This window comes from Rhodovulum tesquicola, assembly GCF_024128855.1.
Classification (GTDB): domain Bacteria; phylum Pseudomonadota; class Alphaproteobacteria; order Rhodobacterales; family Rhodobacteraceae; genus Rhodovulum; species Rhodovulum tesquicola.
The window spans coordinates 48,225-68,184 of the sequence record NZ_JAMYDV010000016.1 but is presented as its reverse complement, the minus strand read 5'-3'; the positions used below and the strand labels follow the sequence as shown (position 1 = coordinate 68,184).

General features: G+C 67.1%; 20 protein-coding genes and 1 pseudogene. 9 read left to right on the top strand and 12 right to left on the bottom strand.

Features of this window, described 5'->3' with window-relative positions; translation table 11 throughout:
• Positions 1 to 269: 269 nt before the first annotated feature.
• The gene (locus tag NHN26_RS13290) at positions 270 to 419 is read right to left on the bottom strand and encodes a hypothetical protein (protein ID WP_253089887.1); all 150 of its coding nucleotides are present in this window, start codon (positions 417 to 419) and stop codon (positions 270 to 272) included.
• A gap of 529 nt (positions 420 to 948) precedes the next feature.
• On the bottom strand, positions 949 to 1,323 hold the full coding sequence (locus NHN26_RS13285) for a PAS domain-containing protein (protein WP_253089886.1): 375 nt from the start codon (positions 1,321 to 1,323) through the stop codon (positions 949 to 951).
• Positions 1,324 to 1,468: 145 nt separating this feature from the next.
• On the opposite strand from NHN26_RS13285, the gene NHN26_RS13280 reads away from it, so the two are divergent.
• From NHN26_RS13280 to tpiA, 4 genes are all read left to right on the top strand, one after another.
• Positions 1,469 to 1,831: an SUF system Fe-S cluster assembly protein gene (locus tag NHN26_RS13280; RefSeq protein WP_253089885.1), complete on the top strand. Its 363-nt coding sequence runs from the start codon at positions 1,469 to 1,471 to the stop codon at positions 1,829 to 1,831.
• A gap of 81 nt (positions 1,832 to 1,912) precedes the next feature.
• The gene (locus tag NHN26_RS13275) at positions 1,913 to 3,139 is read left to right on the top strand and encodes a glycerophosphodiester phosphodiesterase family protein (RefSeq protein WP_253089884.1); all 1,227 of its coding nucleotides are present in this window, start codon (positions 1,913 to 1,915) and stop codon (positions 3,137 to 3,139) included.
• A gap of 121 nt (positions 3,140 to 3,260) precedes the next feature.
• Positions 3,261 to 3,629 carry a HesB/IscA family protein gene (locus NHN26_RS13270; RefSeq protein ID WP_253089883.1) on the top strand — a complete coding sequence of 123 codons (369 nt, stop codon included), beginning with the start codon at positions 3,261 to 3,263 and terminating at the stop codon, positions 3,627 to 3,629.
• An 89-nt stretch (positions 3,630 to 3,718) separates the two neighbouring features.
• Complete coding sequence (gene tpiA / locus NHN26_RS13265; RefSeq protein ID WP_253089882.1) at positions 3,719 to 4,468, top strand: triose-phosphate isomerase; 750 nt, start codon at positions 3,719 to 3,721, stop codon at positions 4,466 to 4,468.
• A gap of 40 nt (positions 4,469 to 4,508) precedes the next feature.
• Here the strand turns inward: tpiA and NHN26_RS13260 are convergent, their stop codons facing one another.
• Positions 4,509 to 5,144: a Crp/Fnr family transcriptional regulator gene (locus NHN26_RS13260; protein ID WP_253089881.1), complete on the bottom strand. Its 636-nt coding sequence runs from the start codon at positions 5,142 to 5,144 to the stop codon at positions 4,509 to 4,511.
• Between the two features lie 455 nt (positions 5,145 to 5,599).
• Here NHN26_RS13260 and NHN26_RS13255 point away from each other — a divergent pair, with 455 nt between their 5' ends.
• Positions 5,600 to 6,421, top strand: coding sequence for a ferredoxin--NADP reductase (locus tag NHN26_RS13255; protein WP_253089880.1), 822 nt, complete (start codon positions 5,600 to 5,602; stop codon positions 6,419 to 6,421).
• A 57-nt stretch (positions 6,422 to 6,478) separates the two neighbouring features.
• On the opposite strand, the gene guaD is transcribed toward NHN26_RS13255, so the two are convergent.
• Entirely contained in the window at positions 6,479 to 7,765 is a 1,287-nt protein-coding gene (guaD, locus tag NHN26_RS13250; protein ID WP_253089879.1) for a guanine deaminase, read from the bottom strand.
• 135 nt (positions 7,766 to 7,900) lie between these two features.
• On the opposite strand from guaD, the gene mgtE reads away from it, so the two are divergent.
• Together mgtE and NHN26_RS13240 are read left to right on the top strand one after the other, a co-directional pair.
• The gene (mgtE, locus tag NHN26_RS13245) at positions 7,901 to 9,286 is read left to right on the top strand and encodes a magnesium transporter (protein WP_253089878.1); all 1,386 of its coding nucleotides are present in this window, start codon (positions 7,901 to 7,903) and stop codon (positions 9,284 to 9,286) included.
• On the top strand, positions 9,283 to 9,840 hold the full coding sequence (locus NHN26_RS13240) for a 5-formyltetrahydrofolate cyclo-ligase (protein WP_253089877.1): 558 nt from the start codon (positions 9,283 to 9,285) through the stop codon (positions 9,838 to 9,840). The genes mgtE and NHN26_RS13240 overlap by 4 nt, the downstream gene beginning before the upstream one ends.
• Positions 9,841 to 9,929: 89 nt before the next feature.
• Here NHN26_RS13240 and NHN26_RS13235 read toward each other — a convergent pair whose 3' ends face one another.
• Positions 9,930 to 10,841, bottom strand: a complete 912-nt coding sequence (locus NHN26_RS13235) for a LysR family transcriptional regulator (RefSeq protein ID WP_253089876.1) — start codon at positions 10,839 to 10,841, stop codon at positions 9,930 to 9,932.
• Positions 10,842 to 10,942: 101 nt separating this feature from the next.
• Here NHN26_RS13235 and metF point away from each other — a divergent pair, with 101 nt between their 5' ends.
• Positions 10,943 to 11,812, top strand: a complete 870-nt coding sequence (metF, locus tag NHN26_RS13230) for a methylenetetrahydrofolate reductase [NAD(P)H] (RefSeq protein ID WP_253089875.1) — start codon at positions 10,943 to 10,945, stop codon at positions 11,810 to 11,812.
• A gap of 43 nt (positions 11,813 to 11,855) precedes the next feature.
• Here the strand turns inward: metF and NHN26_RS13225 are convergent, their stop codons facing one another.
• On the bottom strand, positions 11,856 to 12,371 hold the full coding sequence (locus NHN26_RS13225) for a copper chaperone PCu(A)C (RefSeq protein WP_253089874.1): 516 nt from the start codon (positions 12,369 to 12,371) through the stop codon (positions 11,856 to 11,858).
• Between the two features lie 26 nt (positions 12,372 to 12,397).
• Positions 12,398 to 13,132 carry an SDR family oxidoreductase gene (locus NHN26_RS13220; protein WP_253089873.1) on the bottom strand — a complete coding sequence of 245 codons (735 nt, stop codon included), beginning with the start codon at positions 13,130 to 13,132 and terminating at the stop codon, positions 12,398 to 12,400.
• Positions 13,133 to 13,272: 140 nt separating this feature from the next.
• On the opposite strand from NHN26_RS13220, the gene NHN26_RS13215 reads away from it, so the two are divergent.
• On the top strand, positions 13,273 to 15,096 hold the full coding sequence (locus NHN26_RS13215) for a M3 family oligoendopeptidase (protein WP_253089872.1): 1,824 nt from the start codon (positions 13,273 to 13,275) through the stop codon (positions 15,094 to 15,096).
• A gap of 86 nt (positions 15,097 to 15,182) precedes the next feature.
• Here NHN26_RS13215 and NHN26_RS17530 read toward each other — a convergent pair whose 3' ends face one another.
• The 5 genes and pseudogenes from NHN26_RS17530 to NHN26_RS13190 all read right to left on the bottom strand — a co-directional run bounded on the left by NHN26_RS17530 (position 15,183) and on the right by NHN26_RS13190 (position 19,926).
• On the bottom strand, positions 15,183 to 15,638 hold the full coding sequence (locus tag NHN26_RS17530; RefSeq protein WP_290442971.1) for a DUF4389 domain-containing protein: 456 nt from the start codon (positions 15,636 to 15,638) through the stop codon (positions 15,183 to 15,185).
• 41 nt (positions 15,639 to 15,679) lie between these two features.
• Positions 15,680 to 16,114 (bottom strand): baeRF12 domain-containing protein, encoded by a 435-nt coding sequence (locus tag NHN26_RS13205; protein ID WP_253089870.1) that lies wholly within the window; start codon positions 16,112 to 16,114, stop codon positions 15,680 to 15,682.
• Positions 16,115 to 16,193: 79 nt separating this feature from the next.
• Positions 16,194 to 17,048 (bottom strand): annotated as a pseudogene (locus NHN26_RS13200) (ABC transporter permease); the annotation flags it as partial.
• A gap of 10 nt (positions 17,049 to 17,058) precedes the next feature.
• Positions 17,059 to 18,729, bottom strand: coding sequence for an ABC transporter permease (locus tag NHN26_RS13195; protein ID WP_253089868.1), 1,671 nt, complete (start codon positions 18,727 to 18,729; stop codon positions 17,059 to 17,061).
• A 72-nt stretch (positions 18,730 to 18,801) separates the two neighbouring features.
• A complete protein-coding gene (locus tag NHN26_RS13190; RefSeq protein WP_253089867.1) occupies positions 18,802 to 19,926 on the bottom strand; it encodes an extracellular solute-binding protein in 1,125 nt (374 codons plus the stop codon).
• Between the last annotated feature and the right edge of the window lie 34 nt (positions 19,927 to 19,960).

The following is a 19,960-nucleotide window of genomic DNA, read 5'->3' as shown; positions in this document are numbered from 1 at the left end:
GCATCCTGCGCAAGATCGCCGAAAACGACTTCGGCGCGCTGGGCGACATCTCAACCCTCGCCGACCCATCCGTCGTCGATACCCTCATCGAAAACAGGATGAACAGGTAAACGAAATCCGGGGGCGGGCCCGAAAGGGTCCGGCGCCCTGACATGAATGCGCCCGGTCCTGGGGGAACGGGACCGGGCGCTACCCGGGCGAGCGCCCGGGGTTTGGTCCCGACAGAAAATACTGCCGCGACCGATAGATGCGGGACCGTCCTGCGCGCCTCAGCAGCCCGGATTGGTCACGGTCCCCATCTCGCTGATCTCGGATACGCCAGGCTCGCATTCCTCGACAGGCGGAGCGGCGCAGGCGGCGACAAGCACCAGGAACGACAGCCCAATGAGGGCTTTGCCCAGCGGTCTGACGGTGGTCATCGTTTTTCCCTCGCTCACGCGGATCCCCACAATCCGCAATTGCTAAACTAGTCCGTCCAGTTCTGGCCGTCCACCGCAACGACCGCCGCGTGACGCCGCGGAATTTTCTGGAATTTGTGCACAGGCTGGATGCCGGGGGAAATCCGGTCGGCGGACAGTCCCAGGGCAACCTTACGACGGGTCCGAAGCCCGTGAACGCCTTGCGGGCAAGGGCCAGGGGCTTCAACGACCAGACTGCGTCTCTCCCGCGCGGCCTTGGCCCAACCCGTCGACGGCATCGCGCCGCAACGGCTGTTCACAAGGTTATACACAGGCTCGCCGCCCGGGCCCAAAGGGCCGTCGCGCCCCTCTCGAGCCTGGACTGTCGCGGGCGAAACGCCGAGTCGGCGATATTGATAGTTGTTTTCCGGTCTGCTTGACAACCCCAGATAGTACCCGAAACGCCGCAACCTTCAGGTTTCAGATGGGGCTTCCTGTCGCGGCCGCGAAACCGGCCGCGCATCCCCCACGCATCGTGCGGCCGGGCTGTCTAGAGCGGGTTCTGGGCGCCCGCGTAATACATCAACCGCCCCTCGTCATCGAAGATCGGCCGGATCCGCAGCCGGTTGATGAAGGCCGTTCCATCCTTGCGATAGTTCAGCAGGTCGATGCTGAAGGGCGTCTGGGCGCGCAGCGCGTGGCGGATCGCCTCGACCGCATGGGGATCGGTGCCCGGCCCCTGCAGGAACCGGCAGTTCCGCCCGATCGCCTCGGCCGCGGAATAGCCGGTCTGGCGCTCGAATTCCTCGCTGACATAGATCATCGGGTTGTCAGGCAGGGCCGGGTCCGAGATCACCACGCTCATCTCGCGTTCGTCCCGGGCCAGAAGCGCCCGCGCCTCGTCATCCGACAGATCCTTGCGCATCCCCGCCCCCTGGCACCCTTGCGTTGCCCTCCCTGCTACCGCGCCCCGCCGCGCCCGGCAAGCCCGGGCCGCGGGAAGGCAAAACCGGATCTGGACGGCGCCCCGGCCTTTCCTTATATCTTTTGTAGGATTTGCAGGAAACCCGATGTCCATGCAGCAGGAAAAACTCGAGGGTGCCCCCCTCATCCGCCCCTCCTCGACCGATCACCCGCTTTACGAGCAGGTCGTGTCGGCGTGCCGGTCGGTCTACGATCCGGAAATCCCGGTCAACATCTACGATCTGGGCCTGATCTACACCATCGAGATCGACGACGAGAATGCGGTCGCGATCACCATGACGCTGACCGCGCCGGGCTGTCCGGTCGCCGGCGAGATGCCCGGCTGGCTGGCCGAGGCGGTCGAACCGCTGCCGGGCGTCAAGCAGGTCGATGTCGAGATCACCTGGGATCCGCCCTGGGGCATGGACATGATGTCCGACGAGGCGCGGCTGGAACTGGGCTTCATGTAGCCGTCACGCGCCTGTCGCACGACTGTCACGCGGCCCCGTCACATGGTTTCCGTTCCTTCCCACCAAGAAGCGGAGAATCCCATGTCCCTCCCCCGCCTGACGGTCGCCGCCGCCCTTCTGGCCGCGACGGCCCTGCCCGGCCATGCCGAGACCGTTCTCGATTACGGCCCCCGCCCCTATTACCTGATCGACAGGATGACCGACGGTCCGCTGAAGGAAAAGCTGACCGCCTGCATGGGCCAGACGCCCAGCCGCAGCGATTTCTCGATCGGCCATCGCGGCGCGCCGCTGATGTTCCCCGAACATACCGTCGAATCGAATGTCGCCGCGGCGCGCATGGGCGCGGGCATCCTGGAATGCGACGTGACCTTCACCAAGGACAAGGAACTGGTCTGCCGTCACGCCCAGAACGACCTGCACACCACCACCGACATCCTGCTCACCGATCTGGCCGCGACCTGCATCACCCCCTTCACCCCGGCCAGCGGCGACACGCCCGCGACCGCCGAGTGCCGCACCTCCGAGATCACGCTGGCCGAGTTCCGCACGCTCAAGCCCAAGATGGACGCCGCCGACGCGAAGGCCACGACGCCCGAGGCCTATCAGGGCGGCATCGCGGCCTTCCGCACCGATCTCTACACCCACGGTGCGCAATCGCTGACCCATGCCGAATCGATCGAACTGTTCCGCTCGCTCGGCGCCAAGTTCACCCCCGAACTCAAGTCGCCCTCGGTCGAGATGCCCTTCGACGGCTTCACCCAGGCCGATTACGCGCAGAAACTGATCGACGAATACAAGGCCGCGGGCATCCCGCCCGAAGATGTGTTCGCGCAATCCTTCGACCTCGCCGATATCCTCTACTGGATCGAGAACGAGCCCGAATTCGGCGCCCAGGCGGTCTATCTCGACGACCGCTACGAGGCCGAGACCGAGATCGAGGGGCTGATCGACCCGATGGACCCGGCCAGCTTCAAGCCGACCATGCAGGAACTGGCCGACATGGGCGTGCGCTACATCGCGCCGCCGACCTGGATGCTGGTCACCGTCGAGGATGGCCGCATCGTGCCCTCGCCCTATGCCCAGGAGGCCAAGGCCGCCGGGCTGAAGATCATCACCTGGACGCTGGAACGCTCGGGTCCGCTGGCCACCGGCGGGGGCTGGTATTTCCAGTCGATCAAGGACGTGACCGACAATGACGGCGTCTATTTCGAGCTTCTCGACGTGCTCGCCCAGGATGTCGGCGTCGAGGGCGTCTTCTCGGACTGGCCGGCGACCGTGACCTATTACGCCAATTGCATGGGGCTCTGAGCCCGCGCAGGACGGGGCGGCACGCGCCGCCCCGTCTTCTTTCCGCCACGCGCCACCGACTTCCCCTTGAGACTGCGCCCGGGAAACCCTAGTCTTTGACTAGGGAAAAGGAGGCGCATCCATGTTCGGCATCCCCGGAAAACCGCCCGTCACGCTGACACCCGCCGCGGCGGCCCAGGTCGCAAGGCTGATGGCGCGGGACGGTGCCGCCGCGTTGCGGATCGGCGTCAAGAAGGGCGGCTGCGCGGGGATGGAATACACGATGGATTACGTCTCCGACATCGACCCCCATGACGAGGTGGTCGAACAGGACGACGCCCGCATCGCGATCGCGCCGATGGCGCAGATGTTCCTGTTCGGCACCGAAATCGACTACCAGACCAGCCTGCTGGAATCCGGCTTCCAGTTCCGCAATCCCAATGTGGTCGATGCCTGCGGCTGCGGCGAATCCATCAAGTTCCGCGAGATGGACGAGGCCCGCGGCGACTGACCCCCCCTGCTGCGCGCAAAAGAGGCGTTCCGCTTCCGGGGAAAATGCCCTAGAAGGCGCCCGGTATTTGCAGCAAGGGAGGATTGCGCATGCGGCGGAAACTGGCAGCCGGCAACTGGAAAATGAACGGCACGGGTGCGGCGCTGGCCGAGGTGACGGCCCTGGCCGCGGCCCATCCCGCGCCTGCGGTCGATCTGCTGCTCTGCCCGCCCGCCACGCTGATCGAGCGCATGGCAAACGCGGCCGCCGGGTCTGCGATTGCCGTGGGCGGCCAGGATTGCCACGCCGCCGCCGCGGGCGCCCATACCGGCGACATCTCGGCCGCCATGCTGCGCGATGCGGGGGCAAGCCATGTGATCCTCGGCCATTCCGAACGCCGCACCGATCATGCCGAGACCGACGCCATCGTGCGCGCCAAGACCGAGGCCGCCCTGGCCGGGGGGCTGGTGGCCGTGGTCTGCATCGGCGAGACCGAGGCCCAGCGCGATGCTGGCCAGACGCTGGGCGTCGTGGGGGCGCAACTGGCAGGCTCGTTGCCCGAGGGCGTGAGCGGCGCGACTGTCGTGGTCGCCTATGAACCGGTCTGGGCCATCGGCACCGGCCGTGTGCCGACGCTGGCCCAGATTTCCGAGGTGCACGATTTCCTGCGCACCGAACTGGTCGCGCGCTTCGGCGAGGCGGGGCACGGGATCCGGCTGCTTTACGGCGGTTCGGTCAAGCCCGACAATGCCGCCGAGATCTTCGCGACCTCGAATGTCGATGGCGCCTTGGTGGGTGGCGCGTCGCTGAAGGCGGCGGATTTCTCCGCCATCATCGCCGCGCTCGAAGCGGCGCCCTGACCACAGGCCACCGGACGGGGCCGCGCGCGCATGCGCGGCCCTAGCCCGCCCGCCGCTCGCAGCATTCCCCGCTGCCGTTTCGCTGGCACAGCGCCGCGTCGAGCGTGTCGGGATCGACAATGCGCAGCCAGCCATAGCCCGTCTCGATCAGCCCCTCGGCCACGAACTGGCGCATTGCCCGGTTCGCCGAGTTCCGCGACAGCCCCGACAACTCGGCCAGTTCGGACTGCGTCACCGGAAAGATGGTGGCGCCATCGTTGAACCGGTGCAGCCTCTTCAACGAGATCAGCAGCCGCACCCGCGGATCGGGATTGGCCTGCGCCAGCAACAGCAGCGCGAGGCTGTCATATTGCGCGGCGACATTGACCGCGACATGGCGCCAGGTCGTCGGATCGCGCCGGGCCAGCGCCTCGATATGCATCCGCGGCACCGACAGCAGCACCGAAGGCGCGCGGGCCACGACCGTGCAGCGCCGCTCCGAGCCGCCGACCATGGCAACGCTGCCCGCCCACCAGCCCGGATGGGCCACGAAGACCAGCCGCGGCCCCTCGTCCCCGGCATCGGCATAGACGTAGAGCAGGCCATCCACCAGCCCGAGGAAGTCCGGGGCGGGATCGTCGCGATGAAACAGCACCTCGCCATTGCCGACACGCCGCAGATGGGATCCGGCAAGCAATGCGGTGCAAAAGGGGCCGGGCAGGTTTCTCAGCCAACCGGTCTCGCGAATTCGGCGTCGAGCGTGTGTCACATCCATGATACGTTGGAATACCTCTTAAAATCATGCCAAACTGCCCGTCGGGGTGCATTAACGTTACGTCAACGCGATCCACGAAGAAACCCCCGATGGCCGCTGCCCGAAATCCCTTGCAAGGACCCATGTTGCAAAGGCCGTATCGGCGGTCAACCGCGTTCCTCCGGCCATCTGAACGGCGCTCAAACGGGCGGATCTGCCGCAAGCTGCGACAACAAGGCTTGATCTGGGTCATGGCCGCGGGCGCCGCTCTCGGGAATACCCCGCGTGAGGGTCCGCGCCGGGCATTCCGGCCGGTGCGGACGGTTGGGGGTTTCCCCGAAGGGCGAGGACACCTAGAAGGAAAGGAGCGGGGCATCCTGTCCCGTTGCATCACATACATGAACCAGCAGACCGCCGTGACCCAAGCAACCGCCGCCAAGAAGACTCTGCCCGACGCGCAGACCGTGACCGAGGTGCGTCACTACACCGACGATCTGTTCTATTTCCGCACGACCCGCCCGCAATCGCTGCGCTTCCGGTCGGGCGAGTTCGTGATGATCGGGCTGCCCGGCGATGACGGCAAGCCGATCATGCGCGCCTATTCGATCGCCTCGCCCGCCTGGGATGACGGCCTCGACTTCTACTCGATCAAGGTGCAGGATGGCCCGCTGACCTCGCGGCTTCAGCATATCAAGCCCGGCGACGAGATCATCCTGCGGCCCAAACCCGTCGGCACGCTGGTCCTGGATGCGCTTCTGCCCGGCAAGCGGCTGTGGTTCCTCGCCACCGGCACCGGCATCGCCCCCTTCGCCAGCCTGATGCGCGACCCCGAGACATACGAGCAGTATGACGAGGTCATCATGATGCATACCTGCCGCGAGGTGGCGGAACTGGAATTCGGCCGCGAACTGGTCGAAAGCCTGCCCGAGGATCCGCTGATCGGGGAATTCGTCGGCGGCAAGCTGAAATACTACCCCACCACCACGCGCGAGGATTTCCGCACCATGGGCCGGGTCACCGACAACCTGGCCTCGGGCAAGGTGTTCCGCGATCTCGGCCTGCCCTGCGAGAAGATGGACCCGTCCGTGGACCGGGCGATGGTCTGCGGCTCGCTCGACTTCAACAAGGACGTGATGGCGATCCTCGAAGGCTGGGGCCTGCGCGAAGGCGCGAATTCCGAACCCGCCGAATATGTGGTCGAGAAGGCGTTCGTCGGCTAGGACCGATCCGGACAACGGCGAACCAGCCGGGCGCAGGATAACCCCTGCGCCCGCCGCTCAGGCAGCGCCAAGCCTGCGCCCGTTCACCCAGACCCCGGCGATGGCGCGGTCGTCGCCCATCATTATGGTCGGAAAGACCGCCTCCCAGAACGTCCCTGCCCGCGCGCTGCGCTGGGCGATGGCCGGGGTCGAGGCCAGGTCGATCGCGATCAGGTCGGCCTCCATCCCCGGCGCCAGGTTTCCGATCCGCTCGGCCATCCCCATCGCCCGCGCCCCCCCGGCGGTGGCCAGCCACCACAGTTCCGCCGGATGCAGCGCCCGGCCGCGCAACTGGCCGATCTCGTAGGCCGCGGCCATGGTGCGCAGCATCGAGAAGGACGAGCCCCCGCCGGTATCGGTGGCCAGCCCCACGCGCTGGCCCTCGGCGGTCAGCCCGGCCATGTCGAACAGCCCCGAACCGATGAAGGCATTCGAGGTCGGGCAATGGATCAGCGCCGCGCCCGCCTCGCGCAGGCGCATCCGCTCGCGCCCGGTCAGGTGGATGCAATGGCCGAACAGCGCGCCCGGCCCCAGCAGCCCCGCCCGTTCGTAGACATCCAGATAATCGCGCGCCTCGGGGTAAAGCGCGCGCACCCAGTCCAGTTCCTCGGCCTGCTCACTCAGATGGGTCTGCATCAGGCAGGTCGGATGTTCGGCCCAGAGCGTGCCCAGCGCATCCAGCTGCTCGGGCGTCGAGGTCGGCGCAAAGCGCGGCGTGATCGCATAGACCAGCCGCCCCCGCCCATGCCAGCGCGCGATCAGCGCCGCGCTTTCGTCATGCGCGCGTTCGGCGGTGTCGCACAGGCCGGGCGGCGCGTTGCGGTCCATGCAGGTCTTGCCCGCTGCAACCCGCATCCCCCGCGCCTCGGCCGCCGCGAACAGGGCATCGACGCTTGCGAGATGGCTGGTGCAGAAGCTGGCGACCGTCGTGGTGCCATGGGCCAGCACAAGGTCCAGATAGCGCGCCGCCACCGCGGCGGCATGGGCGGGATCGCCAAAGCGCATTTCCTCGGGGAAGGTGTAGCTGTTCAGCCAGTCGATCAGCCGCTTGCCCCAGCTCGCGATGATGCCGGTCTGGGGATAATGCGCATGGGCATCGACGAACCCCGCCGACAGCAGCGCCATCCCCATGTCGGTCACCCGCGCGCCGGGATGGGCCGCGCGCAGCGCATCCGCCGACCCTACCGCCGCGATCCGGCCAGCGTCCACCAGCACGCCCCCGCGCGTTTCGACAAGCGCGGCCGCCGGCCCTTCGGCGAAGGGGTCGGCCGCGAAATGCAGCACCTGTCCCAGGATCAGTTCCACCCGAAGCCCTCCCCCGCACCCTGCACCTGCGCAAACCCTATGGACCTGCGGGGATGGCGTAAATCCCGCATCGCACCCTGTTGCAGGGCGACCGGTTTGGCTATGGTGCAGGCAACGGATCGGGCAGGGCAAGGCATGGACGACGACATCATCGACAAGACCGTTCCGGAGGAAGAGGGCTACGCGCTCGACAACCGGACGGTATCGGCGATCCTGCTGGCGGTGGCGGCGGGCGATTCCGCGCGGCTGGCCGCGTTGCTGGAGCAGTTGCACCCGGCCGACATCGCCGACCTTCTGGAACAGGTGGACAGCGGAAGGCGGCGCGAGATCCTGTTGATGGGCGGGCGTCAGTTCGATGGCGAGGTGCTGTCCGAACTGGCCGAGGGCCTGCGCGAGGAGGTGATCGCCTTCCTGCCGCCCGATGTCCTTGCCGAGGCGGTGCGCGACCTTGAATCGGACGACGTGGTCGACCTGATCGAGGATCTCGAGCAGCCCCAGCAGGAGGCGATCCTCGACGCGCTGGAGGTGGCCGACCGGGTCGCGGTCGAGCAGGCGCTGGGCTATCCGGACTATTCCGCGGGCCGGTTGATGCAGCGCGAGGTGGTGCGCGCCCCCGAACACTGGACCGTGGGCGAGACCATCGACCATCTGCGCGCCAACAAGAAGACCCTGCCCGACCAGTTCTACCATGTGATCGTGGTCGATCCGGGCATCCGGCCGGTGGGCTATGTGACGCTGGGCAAGCTGCTGGCCTCCAAGCGCTCGGTCAGGCTGACCGCCCTGCTGGAGGACAGTTTCCGCACCATCCCCGTCACCCAGCCCGAATCCGAGGTCGCCTATGCCTTCAACCAGTATCACCTGATCTCGGCCCCGGTGGTGGACGAGGGCGGGCGGCTGGTCGGCGTGATCACCATCGACGACGCGATGAACGTGCTCGACGAGGAGCACGAAGAAGACATCCTGCGTTTGGCCGGGGTCGGCGAGGAAAGCCTTACCGACAACGTGCTCGACATCGCCCGGGGTCGGTTCCCGTGGCTGGTGGTCAATGTGGTGACGGCGATCCTCGCCTCGGTCGTGATCGCACAGTTCGAGGAGGTGATCGCGCAGATCGTGGCGCTGGCGGTGCTGATGCCCATCGTGGCCTCGATGGGCGGCAACGCGGGCACCCAGTCGCTGACCGTGGCGGTGCGGGCATTGGCCACCAAGAACCTGACGGCCTCGAACATGTGGCGCGTGATCCGGCGCGAGGCGCTGGCGGGCCTGCTCAACGGCTTTGCCTTCGCGGTGATCATGGGGGTGGTGGCGGTGATCTGGTTCGGCAAGCCGATGATCGGCGTGGTCATTGCGCTTGCAATGGTGGTGACATTGATGGCCGCGGCGGTCGGCGGCATCGTGATCCCGATCCTGCTGGAGCGGCTGAAGGTCGATCCGGCACTGGCATCGGGCCCCTTCGTCACCACTGTGACCGATGTCGTCGGATTCTTCGTGTTCCTGGGCATCGCGACGATGGTGCTCTTGTGAAGGACCGCAAGGCGGCGCTGCGCGCCGAGGCGCTGGCGCGGCGGGCGGCGGCGCATGACGCGGCGCGCGGCGCTGTGGCGGTGGCGCGCCTGCTGAGCGTTCTGGCCCCGGAACTGGGCCGCCCTGCCTCCGGCTACATGCCGATGCGCGACGAGATCGACCCCCTGCCCGCGATGGCGGCGCTGGCCGCGCTTGGGCAGGTGGGCGTGCCGGTGATCGTGGCCAGGGGCGCGGCGCTGGTCTTTCACCGCTGGACGCCGGGCTGCCCGATGCGTCCCGGTCCCTTCGGCGCGGCGGTGCCGGTCGAGGGGCAGGAGATGCGCCCCGAACTCCTGATCGTGCCGCTGCTCGCCTTCGACCGGAGCGGCGCGCGGCTGGGCTATGGCGGGGGCTTCTATGACCGCACGCTGGCGCGGCTGCGCGCCGACGGGCCGGTCCTGGCGGTGGGCTTTGCCTATGCCGCGCAGGAGGTGGCGCATGTCCCGGTCGAGCCGACCGACCAGCATCTGGATGTGATCGTCACCGAGGCCGAGACGATCCGGATCGGGGCCTGAGAACCCCACCGGCGCAGGGGGGCGCTGCCCCCCGTCCTTGCGGACTCCCCCCGGGGTATTTCCGCCAAGAAGAAACACGGGGCGCGGGGTCAGGGGCTGGCGCGTTGCAGCTTGACCGGTTCGCTGCGGGCGAGCCGGATGAAATGGGCGATATAGGGCCGCGCCGCGTCCTCGGTCCGGGTGGCGGCATAGATGCGTTTGGTCAGGCCCGGTTCGGTCACCCGGCGGATCGCCAGATCGGCCAGGCCGCGCGCGTCGCGCATCACCCAGTCGGGCAGCACCGTCACCCCGCGCCCCGAGGCCACCAGCATCAGGATCACCGCGGTCAGTTCCACCGGCCGCACCGCCAGCGGTTCCACCCGGGCCGGCCCCAGAAGCCCGGTGAAGATGTCGAGCCGGCTGCGGTCCACCGGATAGGTGATCAGCGTCTGGTCGCGAAAATCCTCTGCCTCGACAAAGGGTTTCGCGGCCAGCGGATGGGTGGCGGCACAGACGAAGACGGGTTCGTAGTCGAACAGCGGCGCAAAGGTCAGGTCGTCGTGATCCTCGGGATCGGAGGAGATCACCAGATCCACCTCTTCGCGGGCCAGCGCGGGCAGCGCGTCGAAGGACAGGCCGGGGCGGATATCGACATCGACCTCGGGCCAGGCCTTGCGGAAGGATTCCAGCACCGGCAGCAGCCAGTCATAGCAGGCATGACATTCCAGCGTGATATGCAGCCGCCCCGACCGGCCCGATCGCAATCCCTGGAATTCCGCCTGCAGCGCGGCGATCTCGGGCAGCACCCTTTCGGCCGCCCTGAGCAGCCGCAGCCCCGCTGCCGAAAGGCGCAAGGGCTTGGTGCGGCGCACGAAAAGCTCCATCCCGACCTGGTCCTCCAGCCCCTTGACCTGGTGGCTGAGCGCCGACTGGGTGATGTTCAGCCGCTCGGCCGCGCGGGCCAGACCGCCCGCGTCATGGATGGCCTTGATCGTGCGCAGGTGGCGAAGTTCGAGGTGCATATTGTCGCGCCGCTCATATTGATCTTGAGAACTATGAGTTTGTTTCACAACCTGCCGCGTGCGACAAGCGTGCGAAGCCGAATCCAGCCGGAGCAAGTGCCATGTCCGCCCCCCGTGTGTCCTTCGAGTTCTTTCCGCCGAAATCGCTGGAGGCGAGTTTCCAGCTCTGGGAGACGGTGCAGGCACTGGCGCCTTTGAAGCCGCAATTCGTGTCGGTGACCTATGGCGCGGGCGGAACCACGCGCAAGCTGACCCATGAGGCGGTCGAGGCGATCCATAACCGCTATGGCGTGAACGTCGCCGCGCATCTGACCTGTGTGGACGCGACCCGGGCCGAGACGCTGGAGATCGCCGACGCCTATGCCAGGGCCGGGGTGACCGAGATCGTGGCGCTTCGCGGCGACCCGCCGCAGGGTCAGGGCAGGTTCACCCCCCACCCCGAAGGCTTCGCCGATAGCTGCGAACTGATCGAGGCGCTGGCGGCGCGGGCGGCCTTTACCATCCGCGTGGGTGCCTATCCCGAGCCGCATCCCGAATCGCGGGGCGTGGGCCATGACGTCCAATGGCTCAAGCGCAAGTTCGAGGCGGGGGCGGATTCGGCGATCACCCAGTTCTTCTTCGAAGCCGAGACCTTCTTCCGCTTCCGCGAGGAATGCGACGCGGCGGGCATCGACGGCACGAAGATCATTCCCGGCATCCTGCCGATCGAGAAATGGGCCGGCGTGCGCCGCTTTGCCGAACGCTGCGGCGCGCGGATTCCCGCCTGGGTGGACGAGGCGTTCGACAAGGCGATCCGCGACGGGCGCGAGGATCTGCTGGGCAAGGCGCTGGCGACCGAGCTGTGCACCGAACTGATGGAGGGGGGCGTGCAGGATTTCCATTTCTACACGCTGAACAAGCCTCATCTGACGCGCGACATCTGTCACGCGCTGGGCGTGCTACCCGCGGGGCATCTGGAAAAGGTCGCCTGACGCCCGCGCAGGGGCCCGCACCGGGCGGGCCCCGGCGGCGATTTCAGTTCCCCGGCCGCATGGGCCCGCCAGGCCCCATGTCGCCGCCCTGCATGGGGGCGTCCACCGGGCGGCCCATGGCATCGCGGGTCATGTCGACCGGGATCTCGACCACCATTTCGCCCGCCTTCTCGAAGGTCAGCGTCACGGTGACGCTGTCGCCCTGCGCCAGCGGCCGGGTCAGGCCAAGGAACATCACATGGTCGGCACCGCGTTTCAACGCGTGGCTGCCGCCTGCGGGAATCGCAAAGCCCTCCTCGACCTCGACCATGCGCATCACGCCATTGGCATCGGCCTCGTGGGTGTGCAGCTCGACCCGCTCGGCCACGTCCGAGGCGGCGGAGACCAGCCGGTCCTCCTCGGCGCCGGTATTGACCAGCACCATGAAGGCCGCCCCCGATTTCGACATCATGGTGGACGCCCGGGCATAGGGGTCCTGCACCTCGATATCCCCGGCCAACGCCGGCAGGGCGGGCGCAAGCGCCAGCGCGGTTGCAAGCAGCAAGGTCCTGGGTGACATGGTCTTCTCCTGTGATGCGGGGGCGCTCAGCCCCGGCCGATGAAGGGCATGGCGGTGGCCATCACCGTCATGAACTGGACATTCGCCGACAGGGGCAGTTCGGCCATATGCAGCACCGAGGCCGCGACATGGGCCACATCCATCACCGGCTCGACCGCGATCTCGCCATTGGCCTGGGGCACGCCCTGCGTCATCTGCTGGACCATCTCGGTCAGCGCATTGCCGATGTCGATCTGCCCGCAGGCGATGCTGAACCGCCGCCCGTCCAGGCTGAGCGCGCGGGTCAGCCCGGTGACGGCATGTTTCGACACCGTATAGGGCGCCGAGCCCCAGCGCGGCACATGCGCCGAGATCGAGCCATTGTTGATGATCCGCCCGCCCTGCGGTTCCTGCCGCCGCATCAGGCCGAAGGCCGCGCGGGCGCACAGGAACATCCCGTCGATATTGATCGCCGACAGACGCCGCCAGTCATCGACCGCGATCTCGTCGATGGGCGCCGAGGGCAGGCCGATGCCCGCATTGTTGAACAGCACGTCGAGCCGCCCCCAGTCGGACGCGATCCGGGCAAAGCCCGCCTCGACCGCCGCGGCATCGGTCACGTCCATCGGCAGGACCAGCGCATCGGCATTGCCCTGCGCGGTCTCGACCAGCGGCGCCTCTCGGCGGCCCGCCAGCGCGACGCGCCAGCCCGCATCCAGAAAGGCCCGGGCGGTGGCGCGGCCGATGCCGCTGCCCGCACCGGTGACGAGAATGGTCTGCATGGCGGTTCCCCTGTCCTGTCCCTGGGCAGATTCCCAGCCAAACCGACCGGATGCAAGGCCGATCCGCCCTGCCCGCGCTTGATACCCCCCGCCCCCGCGCCCTATGTCTTGGGTCAACGCGACATGAAAGAGGTTCCCAGATGCGCATGACCCCGCCCGCCCCCGTCTTCGACGCCAATGCCACGGGTCCGGGGGGGCTTGGCGCGCTGCCCGAATGGGATCTGGCCGATCTTTACGCCGCCCCCGACGCGCCCGAGATCGCCCGCGACATGAATTGGCTGGAAGGCGAATGCGCCCGCTTCGCCGCCGATTACGAGGGCAGGCTGGCGGGGCTGGATGCGGGCGGCTGGCTGGACTGCATCGCGCGCTACGAGGCGATCAACCGCGTCTCGGGGCGGATCATGTCCTATGCGGGGCTGCGCTATTACCAGAACACGGTGGATGCGGCGCGCGCCAAGTTCCTGTCGGATTGCCAGGACAGGATCACCGGCTACACCACGCCGCTGGTGTTCTTCTCGCTGGAGATCAACCGCATCGAGGACGGCGTGCTGGAGGCGCTGTTCGCGGCGGATGCCGGGTTCGCCCGCTACAAGGCCGTCTTCGACCGGCTGCGGGCGATGCGGCCCCATCAATTGTCCGACGAGCTGGAGCGGTTCCTGCACGACCAGTCGGTGGTCGGCGCCTCGGCCTGGAACAAGCTGTTCGACGAGACCATCGCCGCCCTGGAATTCGAGGTGGACGGCGAGACCTTCGGGATCGAGGGCACGCTGAACTTCATGACCGATCCCGACCGCGCGAAACGCGAGGCGGCGGCGCATGCGCTGGCCGAGGTGTTCGAGCAGAACGTCAAGCTCTTTGCCCGCGTCCACAACACGCTGGCCAAGGAAAAGGAGGTCGAGGATCGCTGGCGCAAGATGCCGACGCCGCAGACCGGACGGCACCTGTCGAACGATGTCGAACCCGAGGTGGTCGAGGCGCTGCGCAATGCCGTTGTCTCGGCCTATCCGCGCCTGTCGCATCGCTATTACGCGCTGAAGGCGAAATGGCTGGGGCTTGAGAAACTGCAGGTCTGGGACCGCAACGCGCCCCTGCCGATCGAGGAGCCGAAAACGGTGGATTGGGAAACCGCGAAGGCAACCGTGATGGGCGCCTATGCCGATTTCTCGCCGAAGATGGCCGAGCTTGCCGCGCCGTTCTTCGACAGGGGCTGGATCGACGCGGGCGTGAAGCCGGGCAAGGCGCCGGGGGCCTTCGCGCATCCGACGGTGACGGATGTCCACCCCTATGTGATGCTGAACTATCTGGGCAAGCCGCGGGACGTGATGACGCTGGCGCATGAACTGGGCCATGGCGTGCATCAGGTGCTGGCCGCGGAGCAGGGGGAATTGCTGTCCTCGACGCCGCTGACCCTGGCCGAGACGGCCAGCGTGTTCGGCGAGATGCTGACCTTCCGCAAGCTGCTGGCGGCGGCCGAGACCCCGGCGCAGCGCAAGACGCTGCTGGCGGGCAAGGTCGAGGACATGATCAACACGGTCGTGCGCCAGATCGCGTTCTACGATTTCGAGTGCAAGCTGCATGACGCCCGCCGCCAGGGCGAGTTGACGCCCGAGGACATCAACGAAATCTGGATGAGCGTGCAGGGCGAGAGCCTCGGCCCGGTCTTCGAGTTCATGCCGGGCTACGAGACCTTCTGGGCCTATATCCCGCATTTCGTCCACTCGCCCTTCTATGTCTATGCCTATGCCTTTGGCGACGGGTTGGTGAACGCGCTTTACGCGGTCTACGAGGAAAGCGGCGCGGGTTTCCAGGACAGGTATTTCGACATGCTGAAGGCGGGCGGGTCGAAGCACCACAGGGCGCTGCTGGCGCCCTTCGGGCTGGATGCAGCGGATCCGGCCTTCTGGGACAAGGGGCTCGCGATGATCGAGGGAATGATCGACGAGCTGGAAGCGATGGAAGCCTGAAGGGGGGGCCGGGCGCCCGCCCATCGAGGGCGGGCGCCCGGCAGCCTCCGGCGGGGATATTTCCGGCCAGAAGAAGCGGGAAGACGTTATTTCCAGGCCGTCCAGGGGAAGGGTTTCTCCTCGCTCGCCACGGCGAGATAGCGCGCGGTGATCGCCATCCAGTTGCCAAGCTTCACGCCAAAATCGGTGATCTGGGGGTTCTTCCGCTTGGTGAAGAGCATCCAGCCGAATTGCAGCACCGTGGTGGCCACCAGCAGGGTCTGGGCGACCGAGAACAGCACCAGAAGCACCAGCATCCAGGCGCCGCGAATCCAGACCGCGCGGGGTTCCAGCGGATCGTCGGCGCCAGGGCCGCTGCCCGTTCCGCCGCCCGAGGGGCCGGCGGCGGCGCTGCCGGACGGGCCAGCGGATGCATCACCGGGGCGCGGGCCGGGATCGGAAGCAGCGCCATTGGACGCGGTTCCGGATGCGGCGCCGGATACAGGACCGGGTCGCGGGACCGGGTCGGGCGCGGGTTGCCAGTTCGGGTTGGAATCGGACATCGGAGCCTCCGGGCGTTGCGCCGAGGCGCCGATGCCCCGGCTCAGAACAGGATCACGTCCCCGAAATGGCGCGGCAGGTCGGCCGCCGCAACCCCCACCAGGTCCTTGTTGAGGTCCACAACAAGGGCTTGCGCCAGTTCCGCGGCGATATGTCCGCGCAGCGCGCCCAGCATCGCGGGCGGCGCGCTCATCGCGAAGCGGTCATAGCCGCCCTTGGCCCATTCCGCTGCCGCAATTTCCAGCACGTCGCGGGCAAAGGACTCGCGGTTCTGCTCGCGCTCGGGGGTGGAGGGCTCGAATCCGTGGCGCGCCGCCCCCGGCGCAGCCTGGCTGCGGCCGGGCCGTTCGGAATAGCGGATCTCGGTCGCCTTGTCGAAGGCGGACAGTTCCTCCAGCCCCTTGCCCGGCCCCTCATTGACCAGCAGGCGCGCCTCTTTCTCATTGGCGATCAGGACGAGCGTGCGAACGGGTTTCATCTTCATTCTCCGCTGGTTGGCCACGCGCCAGTCTGCCACGCCCGCGCAGGGTCTGCATTGATGTGGCGCAAGGCGGCGATCAGCCCGGCGAAAGCCCCCGCAACCGCTCCGAACGGCGGCGCAGCAATTCCACCACGGTCAGCAGCAGGATCGAGACCGCCACAAGCACGGTCGCCACCGCCAGGATCGTCGGGCTGATCTGTTCGCGCAGCCCGATGAACATCTGCCAGGGCAGCGTCTTCTGATTGGCCGAGCCCACGAACAGCACCACCACCACCTCGTCGAAGGAGGTGATGAAGGCGAACAGCCCGCCCGAGATCACGCCCGGCAGGATCAGCGGCATCTGCACCTTGAAGAAGGTGCGCAAGAGCCCCGCGCCCAGGCTGGCCGAGGCCCGCGTCAGCGAGCGGTCAAAGCCAACCAGCGTCGCCGTCACGGTGATGATGACGAACGGGATGCCCAGCGCGGCATGGGCCAGCACCACGCCCAGATAGGTGCCCTGCAACCCGATCCTCGCATAGAAGAAATACATCCCCGCCGCCGAGATGATCAGCGGCACGATCATAGGCGAAATCAGGATCGCCATGATCGTGCGCCGGAACGGGACATGGTCCTGGCTGAGCCCCACCGCCGCCAGCGTGCCCAGCACCACCGACAGGATCGTGGCCGAGGGCGCGATGCGGATCGAGTTCGCCAGCGCCTGCTGCCAGTCGGGGCTGTTGAAGAAGTCGCGGTAATGCTTGAGCGAATAGGCCTCGGGGTCGAAGGCCAGCATGCCGGGCGTGAAGGTGAAGAAATCCAGCGCGTTGAAGCTGAGCGGGATGATGACCAGGATCGGCGCGATCAGGAAGAAGAAGATCAACCCGCAGATCACCTTGAACGTGTAGTGCCAGAGCCGTTGCCCGGGCGTGGCATAGGGGGGAAGGTCCATCTGTGACATGCGCTTACCCCAGGTTCACCTTGTCGATGCCGACAAGCCGGTCATAGGTCCAGTAAAGCGCCAGCACGACGCCCAGAAGGATCGTGCCCAGCGCCGCCGCCAGCCCCCAGTTCAGCGAGCTGGAGATGTGATAGGCGATCCGGTTCGAGATGAAGGTGCCCGAGGTGCCGCCCACCAGTTCCGGCGTGATGTAGTAGCCGATGGCCAGGATGAAGACGAGGATGCAGCCCGCCCCGATGCCGGGCACCGATTGCGGGAAATAGACCCGCCAGAACGCCGTCCAGTTGGTCGCGCCCAGCGATTTCGCCGCGCGGACATAAGAGGGCGGGATCGTCTTCATCACCGAATAGAGCGGCAGGATCATGAAGGGCAGCAGGATATGCGTCATCGCGATGATGGTGCCGGTCTGGTTGTTGATGAGGATCAGCCGCCCCGCATTGTCGACGATCCCGATCCACACCAGGATGTCGTTGATGACGCCCTGCTGCTGCAACAGCACCTTCCAGGCCGAGGTCCGCACCAGCAGCGAGGTCCAGAACGGCAACAGCACCAGGATCAGCAGCAGGTTCGAGCTGCGCATCGGCAGGTTCGCCAGCAGGAAGGCGATCGGATAGCCCAGCAGCACGCAGGCGCCCATGATGGTAAGGCTCATCACCAGCGTGCGCTCGAACAGCATGATGTAGATCTTCTGGTCGGCGGGCTGGCTGGTGATGCCGTCGGGCGTCTGTTTCAGGTCCACCGCGGTCAGGAAATAGCCCGGCGTGTAGCGCGCCGAAAAGGTCTGGATCGTGGCCCAGACGTCGGGCTGGGACCAGGCGCGGTCGATCCCGGCATAGAGCGCGGCCAGGTCGGCGCGCTCGAACCCGCGCACGGCGTAATGGGCCGGGTCCAGCAGCGCCTGCGCCGCCTCGTCCAGCGTGGCGATGCGCCCCACGCCCACGGCGGTCAGGTCGCGGTAGAGCGCCAGATAGACCGGCGGCCAGGGCGCGCGGGCGGCCGGATCGCCGTTGCGGCCCCCCTGCACGGCCCGGGCGAAATCCAGATAGGCGTCCGCCGTTTCGGGCAGCACCCCGGCCATGCCGTCCTTCAGGCGAAAGGGCGGAACCGGCTCGGCAAAGGAACGCCCGGCGCTGCGCGCCGCCGTCCGGGCGGCCTCCCAGGCATCGTGATCGGCCTGCCAGGACGGATCGGCGAACAGGGCGATCCAGGTCCCCGGATCGGTCCAGGCCGGATCGAGCGCGGCGAACTGATCGCGATAGGTCTCGCCGATATCGCCCACGCCCCGGCCGGTCTTGCGGAACAGCGAGGACAGCCCGTTCTGTTCATAGTTAAGCCGCGTGCCAAGCCGGGTATGCTGCTTGCGCTCCACCGCGGCGATCATGTCGATGGTAAAGGCGGCCAGCACGTCCTCGGAGGGCGGCTCGCCCGAATTGTGGTCCCAGTCGCGGATCGCCTGCGCGCTGCGCGGCAGGGTGTCGGACACGATCTGGTTCTCGACCGAGCGGAACAGCATGTCCGCGATCGGCGCGACGAAGGTGACCATGATGAACAGCAGAAGCGGCGCGATCAGCATCAGCGCCCGCAATTTCTGCGCCCTCAGCGCGCGTTGCAGGCTGCGCTTGAGCGGCGTTCCGTCGGCGGCCAGCATCTGGCCGGTCCGGGTGGCCTCGGTCATCCCCATTCCCCTTGTCAGATGGTGGGGGGCCGGTTGGCGGCCCCCTGCCCGGTCATGCGGTCGAACACGCCCTTACTGGGCCAGCCACGCCTGGAAGCGGGCCTCGACATCGTCCTGGTTGTCGGCCCACCATTCGATGTTGTTCACCAGATAGTTCTTCTGGTTCTCGGGATTGGTGGGCATGTGCGGCGCCATCTCGACACCCAGATCGGCATGGGTCGAGACCAGCGGCTGCGACGAGGCCCGCGCCGGGCCGTAGCTGATGAACTTGGCCTGATCGGCCAGCCGCTGGGTGTCGGTCGCGAAATGCAGGAAATGCAGCACCCGGTTCAGCCGGTCCTCGGGCAGGCCCTCGGGGATGATCCAGCCGTCGAAATCGAACACCTGCCAGTCCCACAGCATGTCCACGGGCTGGTTCTGCTCCACGATCACGCTGAACAGCCGCCCGTTATAGGTCGAGCCCATGACCACCTCGCCATCGGCAAGGCGCTGCGGCGTCTCGGCACCGGCCGACCACCAGATCACCTCCGACTTGATGGTGTCGAGCTTGGCCAGCGCCTGCTCGATGCCCTCCGGCGTGCTGAGAACGTCGTAAAGGTCGTCCTTCTCGACACCGTCGCACAGCAGCGCCCATTCGATGTTCTTCTTCGGCCGCCGTTCCAGGCTGCGCTTGCCGGGGAAGTTCTCCAGGTCGAACAGCGCGCACAGGTTGTCGGGCGTGCGACCGCCCCATTCCTCGACATTGGTGCGGTAGCCGAAGGTGGTCGAGAACACGATTTGCGGGATGTAGCAGTCGTTGAATGCCGAATCGCCGAAATCCTCGCGCGGCGTCGAGCCGTCGTCGCCCGCGGCGAGGACCTCGTCGATATCGACCTCCATCGCCAGACCCTCGTCGCACAGCCGCTGGCTGTCGGGGCCTTCGACATCGACCAGATCCCAGGTGATGTTGCCCGCCTCGTTCATGGCGCGCAGCTTGGCCACCGCCTCGTTCGAGCTTTCGTCCCAGGTGAAGGTGGTGCCGGTCATCGCGGCATAGGGCTCGGCATAGGCCTTGATCTGGCTGGTCTGATAGGCCCCGCCCCAGGACACAACGGTCATGCTGTCGGCGCAGTTCTCGCAGGGCGGCAGATCCTGCGCCATCGCCGCGACGGGCAGCGCCACCAGCGCGGTTGCGGAAAGAAGTCCTCTGATCGTCATGGTCGTCTCCCAGTTGTGTTTCCCGGGTTCTGGT